General features: G+C 61.4%; 8 protein-coding genes and 1 tRNA gene. 3 read left to right on the top strand and 6 right to left on the bottom strand.

The annotated features are described in order from the left end of the window. Positions 1 to 7: 7 nt before the first annotated feature. From NUH86_RS15290 to NUH86_RS15270, 5 genes are all read right to left on the bottom strand, one after another. Positions 8 to 2035 (bottom strand): site-specific DNA-methyltransferase, encoded by a 2028-nt coding sequence (locus tag NUH86_RS15290; RefSeq protein WP_267250287.1) that lies wholly within the window; start codon positions 2033 to 2035, stop codon positions 8 to 10. 44 nt (positions 2036 to 2079) lie between these two features. Then, the gene (locus NUH86_RS15285) at positions 2080 to 2871 is read right to left on the bottom strand and encodes a DUF4391 domain-containing protein (protein WP_267250286.1); all 792 of its coding nucleotides are present in this window, start codon (positions 2869 to 2871) and stop codon (positions 2080 to 2082) included. 10 nt (positions 2872 to 2881) lie between these two features. After that, positions 2882 to 5548 carry a DEAD/DEAH box helicase gene (locus NUH86_RS15280; protein WP_267250285.1) on the bottom strand — a complete coding sequence of 889 codons (2667 nt, stop codon included), beginning with the start codon at positions 5546 to 5548 and terminating at the stop codon, positions 2882 to 2884. A gap of 755 nt (positions 5549 to 6303) precedes the next feature. Beyond that, the gene (locus NUH86_RS15275) at positions 6304 to 7626 is read right to left on the bottom strand and encodes a tyrosine-type recombinase/integrase (protein ID WP_267250284.1); all 1323 of its coding nucleotides are present in this window, start codon (positions 7624 to 7626) and stop codon (positions 6304 to 6306) included. A 153-nt stretch (positions 7627 to 7779) separates the two neighbouring features. Further along, positions 7780 to 7869: transfer RNA gene (locus NUH86_RS15270), tRNA-Ser, on the bottom strand. A 122-nt stretch (positions 7870 to 7991) separates the two neighbouring features. Between NUH86_RS15270 and hspQ the strand changes: the two genes are divergently transcribed. The 3 genes from hspQ to NUH86_RS15255 all read left to right on the top strand — a co-directional run bounded on the left by hspQ (position 7992) and on the right by NUH86_RS15255 (position 11150). Continuing rightward, on the top strand, positions 7992 to 8363 hold the full coding sequence (gene hspQ / locus NUH86_RS15265; RefSeq protein ID WP_267250283.1) for a heat shock protein HspQ: 372 nt from the start codon (positions 7992 to 7994) through the stop codon (positions 8361 to 8363). After that, entirely contained in the window at positions 8320 to 9090 is a 771-nt protein-coding gene (locus NUH86_RS15260; RefSeq protein WP_267250282.1) for a GDSL-type esterase/lipase family protein, read from the top strand. The genes hspQ and NUH86_RS15260 overlap by 44 nt, the downstream gene beginning before the upstream one ends. 122 nt (positions 9091 to 9212) lie before the next feature. Beyond that, positions 9213 to 11150 (top strand): OPT family oligopeptide transporter, encoded by a 1938-nt coding sequence (locus NUH86_RS15255; protein ID WP_267252161.1) that lies wholly within the window; start codon positions 9213 to 9215, stop codon positions 11148 to 11150. A 139-nt stretch (positions 11151 to 11289) separates the two neighbouring features. On the opposite strand, the gene NUH86_RS15250 is transcribed toward NUH86_RS15255, so the two are convergent. Continuing rightward, entirely contained in the window at positions 11290 to 13947 is a 2658-nt protein-coding gene (locus NUH86_RS15250; protein ID WP_267250281.1) for a M1 family metallopeptidase, read from the bottom strand. Between the last annotated feature and the right edge of the window lie 130 nt (positions 13948 to 14077).

The following is a 14077-nucleotide window of genomic DNA, read 5'->3' as shown; positions in this document are numbered from 1 at the left end:
CGTCCAATCAGATGCTGGCGATCTTGGCGATGCGATCGCCCAGACGCTGACGCAGGATGGCCGCAAGGTTCGCCTTAGTTGCCGCGCGGTTGCCATCGGCACCCAGCCCCGTGTCCTTGAAATAGACTGTTGTCTGCACCGGATCGAGTTCCTCGACCCAATCCGCGATGCCTTGGCTTAGTGCTTCGGCGTCGTCGGCGTCGACATTGCCCAGGGAGACCATCAATGTGCCGCCGCCCATCGCGTGGACGATCTGGCCCGAAACGCTACGCTTCTCTTCCGGCAGCGTCAGATCAATGCCGGTCTTGAGCAGCAGCTCGACGAGCAGGTCGTTCTCGGTGCGACCGGGCAGGACATTGTCGACGGCATCGAGGATGCTCGCCTCCAGATTTTCGACATCTGGCTGCCATGGCTTCAGGTTCGACGTTGCGAGCTTGTAGACACGAAAGCCGGTGTCGATCTTGGCGCCAGGATGCTCCTTGCGGATTTTCGCACCGGCACGACGCAGGCGCTCCTTGGTCAATTCTGCGATATTGGCCGGCTTACCGATAGAGCCTAGAAACTTGACAGCCGCGTTTTGACTGGCCTGTCCAGCCTCCAGCAGCTCCGGCAGCTGCACAAGGATGCACCGTCGTGCAACGCCATCTTCTAGAGTTGCCTGCCAAACTCCACGTCCAGTCGTACCGGAACCTGCGAAAAAGTCCATTATGCAGTCGCCATCGTCGACCGCCGTGTAGGAAATTAACAACGATATCAGCGAAACCGGCTTAGGGTTGGAGAACACCCGCACTGACTCTGGAAAATCATCGCGCAGATCATACGCGCCAAGTCGCCCATCTATATCGACCCAACTTGGCAGCTTTGCACTGTAATCTTTGGCATACACTTTAAGCTCTACAATTTTATTTTCATCTTCTCCAAACAATATGCGATCGTCATTCAGAAGCTTATCCATTGTCTCTTTTGGAAAGCGATAGCCTAATAGTGGCTGCTTCGTTGGCTTGCCAGTCACCGGATGGAGAACATCGTATCGGTAGCCCTCCTTGCCCGGGTTATGAACGCTCTGACTTCCCGTATAAATTCCGCCTTCGTCAATATACTTGTATCTATCCAAAGGCCACAATTCGGCTCGGTGGGCGCGATACCATTTGTCATATTCTTCTGAAAGACGGTCGCCATGATAAATGGCAGAAAGCTCAAAGCCCTTTTCGATAAGTATATCTTTTACAGCTGATGCTCTGGACCTCCATACCCCGTCGATAGCCGCCTTGCTTCGAGCAACAACTATTATGTATTCGTGTTCAACCGCTACATTTGTTGGATTGTTGTCTGTTGCATTCTTCCATACGATAGTTCCAACAATATTCTCCTGTCCGAAAATATCGCAGCATATTGCCCACAGATTAGAGTATTCGCGCTCTTCGATCGATATGGCGATAACACCTTTATCTGCCAGCATCTCCTTTGCCAAAATTAATCTGGGATACATCATGCTGAGCCATTCAGCGTGCAGCCGTCCCGCAGCCTCGCGATCTGTTGTCAACAATTCACCTACACTTCCACTCTGACCTGTTAGTGCGAGATATGTTGAAATCGATTCCGTATAATTGTCAGGATATACAAAATCCTTTCCCGTATTATACGGAGGATCAATATATATCAACTTTACTTGACCAGCATACGATCGCCGCAGCAGTTTCAGTGTTTCCAGATTGTCGCCCTCGATCATGAGGTTCTGCGTCGTATTCCAATCGACGCTGTCCTCGGGCGCAGGCAGCAGCGTTCCCAGGCTCGGTGTCAGAGCAAAGGCACGAGCCTTGCGCTTTCCCTTCCAGTTGAGACCATACCGCTCCTCGCCGCCCTCCACAGAATCGCCGAGTATTTCCCGCAGGATTTCGAAATCGATCGTGCCATCGATCATGATTTCCGGGAACAGCTCTTTCAGCCGCGCGACGTTGCCTGCGACAAGGTCGCCGCTGCCCGCCGCTTCATCATCGCGGGTGATCTGCGGAATAGGGTCGCTGGCGTAAGTCACACTTCATCTCCATGCGCGCCCAAGGCCCGCATCTTCCTTCAAAATTATTGTCGAGCGAAGGGAGTTTCGGCCAACTCCCCCGCGATGGCCTGAAGCCTATCTTTAAGCTCCCGCGCCTGATTGCCAAGTTCAACCTGTTGAGCCAGCCGCTTTTCCCTGCGCGCGGCCGCACGGGCCGTCAGCCATTCCGTTTCGACCTGTCTATAGCGTTGCAGCGCCGTCCGACGCGCTTCGGTGGATGCCGCATCAGGCGCCAGTTGGAATGGCTGCTTGACGATCCGGGCTATTGCAAGCGCCTCAGCCCGCTCGATCAATGCACCATAAAGCGCGGACAGATGCGCCTGCGGCAGGCCCGGCAGCGCGAGGCTCGACAGGAATGACACCGAGGCAGGATCTTGCTCAGCCTCAAGGTCCGGCACGATGATCAACCGCTCGACCACCATCTGGTCCGCGATCCGCTCCGCCCGGCGGAGTGGGGCAAGGCTTAGCCGGGTTCCAGCGCCTCCCGGCAATGCCGTAGCGAGGATGATCGGCACAGGGACGGCGCGATGGATCAGGGTCAGCAGTCGCTGGGTCGGCTCGATCCGCGCCGTCATAGCCAGCAACTGGATGGCCGGGACCGGTCGCTCTTCATCCACGCCCGCCGCGACGCCGATCGTGGCGGGGGACAAGGTTGCCCACCAGTCCAGCCGCTCGATTGCACTGTCGATCAGCTTGCGGTCGGCGGTGTTGGCGGCGCCATGCTGCGCCAGCACATCTTTCGGTAACCGCCGCGCAGGAGCATTCATCGCGGGCAAAGCCAGTGCGGCGCGAATATCGGCGGGCGTGACCGTCATGCGACGGCCATCATTTAGGCGGCAAGACGGCCAGCCAGCAGATGACTTCCCAATCATCCAACCCGCTTTCACCGCCTGCACCCTCGATCCCGCCAGTGGTGAACAGGCTCTCGACCGCGCGTTCCTCCGCCTTGCCGGTCACGCCCCGGATGGCGGCCGCCAGCAAGGACTGCCATGCCTCCATCGCCTCACCGCCTCGCGTTTCGGCATCGAACCGTGTCCACGCCTCGGCTTGCTGATCCGCAGATGTCGCGGCGGCGAGACGCAACAGGTCCAGCATCCGCTTGGGCTGGCTATGCGGCAGGATGATACGATCATCGATGCCAACGTAGATCAGCGCATGGGGAAAGAGTGGATCGCCTTTTGCTATCGACCGTTCCGCTGCCGGCGTCGCGGCGCGCAGGACGAACAACGCGCCGGGCGGAAAATCATCGCTGGCGAAGATCGGCGAGTATGTGCCCAGCAATTGCTTGCCGAGGGCCACGCGCTCATCCGGGGACAAGCGCGCCAGATCCAGCCTCAGATCGTTCAGCGTCAGATCGGTGATGGACACGCCGGATGACAGATCCTCCAGGTCCACGACCCGCGATTGCAGCGTTTCCAGTTGCTGGCGGCGATATTCCAGATCGTTCATCTGGTCGCCCGCCTGCGTCTCGATCAAATTCTCCTCGCCGGTCGCGGATACGTCGAGCAGCATCATCTTGCCGGAAACGCTGCGCTCCAGGCCAATATAGCTATCCAGGTCCATGTTCGGCCAGAAGTTGACCAGCCGGATAACCGCGTTGGGCGAACCCAGGCGATCGATGCGGCCGAAGCGCTGGACTATGCGGACCGGGTTCCAGTGGATGTCGTAATTCACCACGCAATCGCAGTCCTGCAGGTTCTGGCCTTCGGATATGCAATCGGTGGCGATGATGAGGTCGATCTCTTCCTCGCCCGCTAGCGCCTCCGGACGCGACCGGGCGCCGGGCGCGAAGGCGGTGAGAATAGAGCTGAGGTCAGCGGTGAGCTTGGGATGCGTCGTCTTGTTGCGGCCCGACCCCGTGACCAGCGCCATGCGGTGCGGGTAGTCGGCCCGGATCGCGTCATAGAGATAGGCGGCGGTGTCAGCGAAGGCGGTGAACACCAACAGCTTGACGTTGCCGGGATTGAACGGATCGGCCAGCTTATCGGCGATCAGCTTCTTCAGGTCGGCCAGCTTGGCGTCACGCTCCGGGGTGACGCTGGTGGCCTGCGCGTGCAGGCGCGCTAGCCGATCCCGATCTTCGGCCAGATCCTGACGCCAGCGGACCAGATCCGCGTCGCTAAGCAACACGCGAACGCTGCGCCCGACACCAAGCTGGTCGAATGCAGGATCGTCATCGTCGAGATCGTCGATCGCGGGGGCGGCGATGCTGTCGTCATGCGCGTCTATGCGTGCGATCAGCGCCTCGACCGCCTCCAACTGCCGCCCGATGGTCAAGGCAAAGGCATGAACCGAGCTTTCCATGCGCTTCAGCAGGTTGACCCGAAGCAGCGCGATCAGGCTCTCTTCGCGGTCCAACTGACGGAACACGCTGGCGCCGCCGCCCGCGCCGGCGACATCCTGGTTATAGCGCCGCTCATAGGCCGCACGGCGATCGTCCAGCACATAGCGGAGCGGCGCGAAGGCTGCGAGCTTCAGCCGGCGGATCTCGTTGTTGACCTCAACGATGGGCGGAAATGAGCCTGTGAGGTCGACGTCGGATTTGATGTTGGCGGGGGCCAGTTTTTCCGGGAAGGTGCCGGTTTCCGCGGTCCCATAGTAGCGTTCGATGTGCTTGCGGCTGCGCGCGATGGTCAGCAGGTCGAGCAGGCGGAAATAGTCGAAGCCCAACATCTCCAGCAGCTTCGCCGGCGTGCGCGCTGCCTCCGGAAGTTGCTGCCAGCGGTTGAACTGGCCCTGTGCTATGCGAATAGTGCCGGCGATGCTCGCGATGCCGTGTCCTGCCAGCGCCTGGTCATGACCCTCGGTGGCGAAGGCAATCTGGTTCTTCAGATCGTTTAGACGGTTGTTGACCGGAGTGGCCGATAGCATCAGCACTCTCGTCTTCACGCCAGCCTTCACCACGGCGTTCAGCAGCTTGTCATAGCGGCTCTCTCGCTCGCCCTTGCCAGCTGGACGGTTCCGGAAATTATGGCTTTCGTCGATGACGACCAAATCGTAATTGGCCCAATTGATATGGCCGAGGTCAATGTCGCCGGACTGGCCGCCCTCACGTGACAGATCTGTATGGTTCAGCACGTCGAAGGCGAAGCGGTCGCTGGCGAGCATGTTGCGGACATCGTTGCGTGTCCACAGCGTCCAGTTTTCCCTTAGCCGCTTGGGTGCAAGGACAAGCACCCGAGCGTTGCGCAGTTCGAAATATTTGATGACGGCCAGCGCCTCGAAGGTTTTGCCCAAGCCGACGCTGTCGGCGATGATGCAGCCGCCGAACCGCTGCAGCTTGTCGATGGCACCGATTACGCCATCCTTCTGAAAGCGATAGAGTTTCGACCAGACCTGGGTTTCGCCGATGCCAGTCGCGGAATCGACTATGCGCGCCTCGTCGGTGCCTACTTCCATCTCAGCGAACAGTTGATGCAAGGCCTGCGTGTAGACCGCGCCGGGAGCATGGTCGGCGGCGGCGGCGGTCACTGCATCAGTCAGGGCTGACACCGCTGGCCCTAGCGGATTGGCTGCATTCCACTCCGTTTCGAACCACTGACGGACCATTGCCAACTCGGCGGCACTTTCGGTCTGTTGGACAAACCCAAGTCGAGACTGCGGCGCAATACCGAGACCTCCTGTTGTCAGGCTGCAATTACCTAGCACTGCGCCCCCCTCGGTGAGCAGCACCGATTGCGAGGGAGGTAATCGAGTTTGTCTAATTTGGGCGACAGTGAGAGCACGAGCGAGCGAAGTTGCTACCGATCGGCTTTGAAGGCGATTGCGTCGAACTCGATCTGTCTCGTCGCCAGCTAAGGCCGTATCGCTCGCCATTCCGAGTAGAAGGCGATCAAGCCGCAGACCGCTCGCGTTCAACGCTTCGCGCGCGCCAAAAATAGAAATCAGTTCAGTAAGGATCTCCAGGGAATTGCCTTGAAAGCTTTTTACGATGTCGATTGCCCGGTCAGTCCCGGAATTGGCAATTAAGCGCACATCGGCTCCCCAAACATTTCACGAACTCCCCAGCGCCCCGATGCGCGACATCGACGACCTATTCACTCACTGGTGAAATATGTAGCGTCCATCTACAACTCTTCAACATTTAGCTACCGCGGTCGCATCGAAGATTCAGATCACCTCGGAGGGACCGAAGCCATCGAGAACAGCGGTCCTACCTCGGTCGCGAAAAGGCGTCGGGATGGCTAATCTTCTATCAAACACTTCGTGCAACAGGATAAAGAATGAGTCCATCACTGATACGTTGATCACCGCGTGTTGGATTTTGAGCGCCTTCTACCCCCTAGAAGATCACCGGCGGCAACTTGACCTTCCATCAACATATCCCCCCACTGTTGCACGAGTTCCCTTCTTCGCTCCATGTATGCGGCCCGGTTATAAATCAGTTCACTGCCGGACATTCCAGCCGGGATATGCGCCAGCATGAGATCAATGATAAGCCGATCAATGACGAGCCGATCTGAACCTGGGTGCGAACGTTCCACCAAGCCGTTCATCGTGGTTGAGAAAGACGAACGCCATCCATGCGGAACGTGCCGTCCCTTGTAGCCGATCCGATTGTACAAATATCCTACGGCGTTCTCACTCAACGGCTCCAAGCCGCTTCGTGCTCCTGGGAATACCAAGGGACCTCTTCCCGACAAACGGCGGGCGACATGCAGAACCTCGACAGCTTGGTGCGACAGGGGCACGATGTGCTCAAAGGTTTCATCTTCACGAAGTTCGAGCACCAGCTTGATGCGGGAGGCCGAGATCCGCCATTGCGGCTTATCCGGAACCCCATCCGGCTTATCCCAATCGATTCCTTCAAACTCGCTCCATGGCGCGGTTCGGATCATCCCCGGTCGCTGAGCAGTGAGCGCCATCATTCTTGATGCAAGACGGGTAATCGGATGGGAGGTGGAGCAATCTACGGCGCGAATCAGAGCCTGAAGCTGATCCAACTCTGTAAGCGCAGGCCATCTGCGAGCCGGGGGAACCGTTTTGAGGCTGACCTTCATGTCAACGGCAGGGTTCTCGCGGCACGCACCGATGCCCTTGCCATATTTGAATATGGACGAACACCGCTGCAGTAAGCGATGCGCAGTTTCAATGGCGCCGCGCCCTTCAACTTTCTTCAGCGTCGCCAGAAGGAGTGGCTCATCGATATCGGTTATCGGAAGCCCTCCTATGGCAGGAAAAACATCTCGCTCCAGGCTCGTGATGACGTCCGCAGCGTGGACAGGCTTCCAGCGAGCCACTTGGTCGGCATACCACTGACGGCCCACCTTCTCGAAAGTGTTTTCCATCTGAACGACGTTGGCTAGCTTGCGCTTCTTCGCCTCGATCACCGGATCGCGACCGTCACGTAACATCCGCTTGGCATCATCCCGCAAATCCCTGGCTTCAGCCAACGACAGATCGGGGTAGCTCCCCAACACGAGGCGCTTCTCTTTATCTCCGAAACGGTACTTGAGCCGCCAACTCCGGTGGCCGGCTTTCGTGATGAACAGATACAAGCCACCATAATCGGCGAGCTTGTAGTCCTTGTCCTTAGGCTTCGCCTTGCGAATTGCCGCGTCGGTCAGCATGCCCCCAAATCTCCAATTCGATGCCCCCAAAATGCCCCCAAATAGCGTTGGCTTGGACTGGATATCGCTGGATGCGCTTGGACACGCGAATCACCTAAAATCCCGTTAAGACGGGATTTTATGGATGATCTTGGATCCGGTTGGATGACCAAGTGGCGGAGAGGGAGGGATTCGAACCCTCGGTACCGTTGCCGGCACGCCGCATTTCGAGTGCGGTGCATTCGACCACTCTGCCACCTCTCCGCAGAAGGTTCGGCGCGTGCCGTTCCGGTCGAGCGGCGGCCATTAGCGAATGATTTCCGCCTTGCCAAGCGGCGGCGAGCATTTTTCTTGTGTCGGGATGCAAGCATCCTAAATTACGTCATATGAACGACATGATTCAGATTTTCGGACAGGATGTCACCGCCCCGCCCATCGTCCATGCCCGCTTCAGCATCGGCGACGTGGTCCAGCACAGGCGCTTCGCTTTTCGCGGCGTGATTTTCGACATCGACCCGGTCTTCGCCAATACCGAAGAATGGTATCAGGCCATCCCCGAAGAGGTCCGGCCGGACAAGGAGCAGCCCTTCTACCACCTGCTCGCCGAAAATGGCGAAAGCAGCTATGTCGCCTATGTCAGCCAGCAGAATCTGATCGCGGACGACAGCGAGGAACCTGTCGACCATCCCGCCATTTCCGACATGTTCGGCACCTATGCGAACGGCAAATATCAACTGCGCCCGCTGCACCGGCATTAAGGCGCGGGCGCTGATCGGCCTTGCCCTGCTGCTCGCGCCGGGCGGCCTGCTGCTCGCGGCCGAGCCGCAGGCGCAGACGCCACCGCTCAGGATCAACGCCGACCCCGCCTTCCCCTTTTCGCGGGAGATCGAGGCCTTCGCCAAGGCCAATGAAGCGGGTCCGGCCATCGCCGACGCCACGCTGTTCCTGGGCAGTTCCAGCATCCGCCTGTGGGACATAAGCGGCAGCTTCCCGGACATCGGCACCGTCAATCGCGGCTTCGGCGGCGCGACGACGCCCGACGTGCTGCGATATTACAAGCGCCTGCTGCCCAAGGCCAGGCCGCGCTCCATCCTGGTCTATGTCGGGGAAAATGATCTGGCCGCCGGCGCGGCGCCCGGCGAGGTCGCGAACAATGTGCTGACCCTGCTCAAACAGCTTCGCGCCGATTATCCCAAGGCGCATATCGCCTATCTGTCGCTGAAACCCAGCCCGATCCGCTGGACGCTCTGGCCGAAAATGGCGGCGGTCAACATGACGGTGGCGGCACGGTCGCGGGTGACCCGCTTCGATTATCTGGATGTCGGCCGGGTGCTGCTGGCCGCCGACGGGCTGCCCGACGCATCCCTGTTCCGGCCCGACGGGCTGCACATGAACCCACGCGGCTATACGCTGTGGACACGGCTGGTCGATGCCTATCTGGATAAGGCCGCCGCCGCCGAACTTGAACCGGCTTCCCCCTCCTGAAGCACTTTCCGATTGATCCACGCGCAAGCAACATTATTACCGGACATTCATAAAACAGCCGCAGGCAAGGGGACAGACGAGTGAGCAGTCGAGTAACAGGCGATTCCGCCAGGGCGGCCCCGATGGCGGAGCTGACGCTTCGCGGCGTCATATTGGGCGCGCTCATCACCTTGCTGTTCACGGCGGCGAACGTCTATCTGGGGCTGAAGATCGGCCTGACCTTCGCCACCTCCATCCCCGCGGCGGTCATTTCCATGGCGGTGCTGCGCCTGTTCGCGACCGGCACGATCCTGGAAAACAACATCGTCCAGACCATCGCGTCCGCCGCCGGCACGCTGTCCGCAATCATCTTCGTGTTGCCGGGGTTGGTCATCATCGGGTGGTGGCAGGGCTTTCCCTATTGGCTTTCCGCCTTCACCATCGCGCTGGGCGGCATATTGGGCGTCATGTATTCGGTGCCGCTGCGCCGCGCGCTGGTGACGGGGTCCGACCTGCCCTATCCCGAAGGGGTCGCCGCCGCCGAAGTGCTGAAGGTGGGCGCAGGCTCCCGCGAAGGGCTGGAGGAGAATAAGCGCGGGCTGGCCGCCATCGTCGCCAGTTCGGTCGCCGCCGCCGCCTTCTCCATCCTGGCCAAGACGAAGCTGATCGCGGAGGAAGCCGCCACCTTCTTCCAATTCGGCGCGGGTGCGTCGAGCGTCTCCACCAGCTTTTCCATGGCGCTGATCGGCGTCGGCCATCTGGTGGGCCTGTCGGTGGGCGTCGCCATGTTCTTCGGCCTGCTGATAAGCTGGGTCGGGCTGGTCCCCTATCTGACCGCCCCGCTACCCTCCGGCGCGGACCTTTCGGAGATCGTCGGGACCACATTCCGCATGAAGGCGCGCTTCATCGGCGCGGGCACCATCGGCGTGGCGGCGATCTGGACCCTGCTCAAGATCCTTGGCCCCATCGTCAGCGGCATTCGTTCCGCCCTGGCCGCCACGAAGCTGCGCAAGGGGGGCCATGCCGGGCTGCTGGAACTGACCGAGCGCGACCTGCCCATCGGCATCGTCGGCGGCACCATCCTCGCCTCGCTCATCCCCATCGCCATCCTGCTGTGGGTGTTCGCGCAGGGCGGGCCGATCGCGCTCAATCCGGTGCCGATCATCGGTCTTACGCTGGCCTATATATTGGTCGCTGGGGTCGTGATCGCCTCTGTCTGCGGCTATATGGCGGGCCTGATCGGCGCTTCGAACAGCCCGATTTCCGGCGTCGGCATCCTGGCGGTGCTGGGCGCGTCGCTGATCCTTGCGGCGATCTACGGTTCGGGCGGCGACCCGAAGCAATCCCAGGCGCTGATCGCCTATGCGCTGTTCACGACCGCCATCATCTTCGGGGTCGCGACCATCTCCAACGATAACCTGCAGGATCTGAAGACCGGGCAGCTTGTCGGCGCCACGCCGTGGAAGCAGCAGGTCGCGCTGATCCTGGGCGTGATCTTCGGCGCGCTGGTGATCCCGCCGGTGCTGGACCTGCTCAACAGCGCCTTCGGCTTCGCAGGCGCGCCAGGCGCGAAGGCGAGCGCCCTGCCCGCCCCGCAGGCCGCGCTGATCTCCGCGCTGGCGAAGGGCGTGCTGGGCGGCGATCTCGACTGGAACCTTATCGGTTTCGGCGCGGGCATCGGCGTTATCGTGATCGCCATCGACGAACTTCTGGGCAAGGCGGGCAAGCTGCGCCTGCCGCCGCTGGCCGTCGGCATGGGCATCTACCTGCCGATGGCGCTGACGCTGCTGATCCCGGTCGGCGCGGCGATCGGGCATTTCTACAACCGCTGGGCACTGCGCCAGTCCAACCCCGAATTTGCCGAGCGCATGGGCGTGCTGATGGCGACGGGCTTCATCGTGGGAGAGAGCCTGTTCGGCGTGGCCTTCGCGGGCATCGTCGCGGCGACCGACAGCGATGCGCCGCTGGCGCTGGTGGCGGAAAATCCGTGGGCGGTGATTCTTTCCGTGATCGCCTTCTTCGGCGTGATCGCAGCGCTGTACGGGCGGCTGCGGCGTTGGGCGAGCGCGCCGCTGGGGTGAATTCTTTTCATCGGAAGATAGGGGAAGGAGGCACGACCTGTGCACCTTCCCCTCCACCGCGCTGCGCGCGGTCCCCCTCCCCACGCTTCGCGTAGGGAGGAATAAGAAAGGACGGTGGATCGCTCCACCGCCCTTTCTTTCACTTACTGGCGAACCAGGCCGTCAGCGCCGGTTTCAGCCGCGCCCGCGTTTCGATCCGCGTCTTGATGGCGGCGATGGAGCGGTCCACCACCTTGCGCGATTCGGGCGTCAGATACTGGGTCGCATAGGCGTCCAGCTTCGTCGCCATCGCCGGATCGGCCGAATTGCCGCCCAGCCGCGCAATCGCCTGCGACCGCGCCGACACGTCGATCATCGCCTCATATTGCTGCCGGTGCGCCAGCACATAGTCCACCGCCAGCATCGAATGTTCAGACCCCACGGCGGAGATGATCGCCGCGCTGGTCGTCTTGCCCGGCTCGTCGGTCATGGCAAGGTCGAGCGCCTTCTTCGCCAGCGCCTCATCCTTCGCCGCGCCCAGCAGCGCGAAGGTCGTGCTCTTTTCCAGGTCCGATTTCGCGCCGTTGGCCATGGCGCGCAGCTTTTCCCAGGTCGCGGCGTCGGCATTTTCCGCGATGATGCGCAGCCAGACATTGCGCAGCGGCCCGTCGAGCGCCGCCGGATTGGACGCCAGCGCGGCGAAGCGCTTGTTCGCCTCCGTCACCACGGCCTTGTCGCCCATGCCGCCAAGCGTCGACACCAGAGCCGAACGCAACACCGGCACCTGCGGATTTTCGCCCGGCCTGGCGTCGAAGCCGACGGTCGCCAGCACGGGATTGAGCTTCTTCGAGGCATAGGCGGCGACCCGCGCCTGGGCCGCCTTGTCGCTTTCCAGCATGGTGTGGGCGCTGTCGAGATAGTCCGGCACCTCCGCCAGCACGGCGGGGCTGGCGTTTGCGGGCACCGCATCCACCAGATCGAGCGCGAGGCCCATGGGCTGATAGCCGCCCAGGCCAAGCTGGAAATTATCCGCCAGCAGGCCGATCTGGTCGATGGAGGCCAGTCTGGTGAAGTCCTTCGCCAGCGCCTTCACATTCGCTTCCGGATAGAGCGAGCGGTAATAGCCGGTCTGCCCCGCATTGATCACATAGGGGCCGCAACCCGGCAGCGTGACCTGCGCCGGTCCGTTCAGGATCAGCCGCTGCTGCGCGCCGCCGCCCGCTTGACCGATGCTCTGCGCCATGACCGGCACATTCCATTTGAGCGGCGTCTTGTCCCTGCGGTCGCGGCTGAATTCGCCCTGCGACAGCGACAGGACCGTCGATCCGCCCTGGCATTGGGCGCTGTCCACCTTCACCAGCGGAATGCCCGGCTGGCTGGTGAAATCATGCGCGATGCCGACCACGCCCCTGGCCCCCGCGCCCTCGACCGCCTTCCACAGATCGTCGGTCACGGTGTTCCCATAGGCATGTTGCTTCATATAGGCGCGGATGCCGGAGCGCCACGCATCCTCCCCGGCAAAGCCCTCCAGCATGGTGATGACCGCCTCGCCCTTTTCATAGGTGATGTCGTCGAACGCCTGGTTCACCTCATCGACGGTGTGAATCTTCTGGAGGATGGGGTGGGTCGTCACGAGCGAGTCGAGGCTCATCGCCCGCTCGCGGCCGTTGACGCGGCTGAGCAGCATTTCCCATTGCGGGTTCAGCTTGTCCGTGACCTTGGTGGCCATCCAGCTTGCGAACCCTTCGTTCAGCCAGAGGTCGTCCCACCAGGCCATGGTGACGAGATCGCCGAACCACTGGTGCGCCATTTCATGCGCGACGATGGCATAGATGGTCCGCCGCGTGCTTTCCGACGTGAAGCGCGGATCGACCAGCAAGGCGCGTTCGAACGTGAAGATCGCGCCCCAATTTTCCATGGCGGAGAAGAACTGGCTCTGCCCCGGCCCGGCGACATTATCCAGCTTGGGCAGCGGGAAGGGCACGCCGAAATAGTCGTTATAATAAGGCAGGATCGCCGCCGATGCGTCGAGCGCCAGTTGCGCCTTGCCGGTATTGCCCTTGCCGGTGATGACGCCGACTTCGGTCGCGCCGGACATCTTCGTGGCGCGCTCCAGTTCGCCCAGGCCGAAGAACAGCAGGTAGGAGGACATTTTCGGGGACGTGCCGAACGTCACCCGCTTCTTGCCGTCTGCCGTGTCCGTACTGCTCTTGACCGGCATGTTGCTGACGGCGAGTTGATCGGCGGGGATGACGGCGCTGAGGTCGAAAGTCGCCTTGTAGCTCGGCTCGTCGAAGCTCGGCACGAAGCGGCGGGCGTCGGGCGCTTCGAACTGGGTGAAGAGGGCGCGCTTCGCCTTGCCGTCATTGTCGCTATAGTCGAGCGCGAACAGGCCGTTCGCCTGGGTGTTGATGATGCCCGCATAGTCGATGGCGAGCGTGTAGTTGCCCGGTGCGACCGGCTTGCCGAAGTCGAAGGTCACGGTCTGGGCATTGGCGTCGATCCTGGCGGTTCCCTTCACCGCCTTGCCCTTTGCGGGGGTCAGGGTGACGCCGCTCACGGTAAGATCGGCGGCGTTCAGCACCAGCGCGGGCATGGCCTGCGCCACGGCAAGGTCGATCTTCACCTTGCCGGTGAACTTCAGGTTTGCCGCGTCGGGCGCGACCTCAATCGCATAATGGCCGGGCGCGGCGCCGCGGGGCAACTGGGTGGTGACGCCTGCGGCTGGACCGGCGGGGGCCGTCTGGGCGAGGGCGGGCATGGCCATGGCCAGAGGCGCGGCCGCCAGCATCAGCGGGAGTATCTTGGAAAAGGACATGAGGTTCGCAACTCCGACAGGTTGGAACGGCACGGCGGACACGCGCCGCACCCGAATGACAGGGGGATCGGCCCTTTCGCCTCACCGGTCAAGCCGGGCGTCCCGCCGCCCATGTCGTTGGTCGAACCCT

It is taken from the genome of Sphingobium sp. JS3065, assembly GCF_026427355.1.
Taxonomy (GTDB): Bacteria; Pseudomonadota; Alphaproteobacteria; order Sphingomonadales; family Sphingomonadaceae; genus Sphingobium.
The sequence above is the reverse complement of the archived record's forward strand: the minus strand, read 5'-3'. Positions and strand labels throughout refer to the sequence as shown.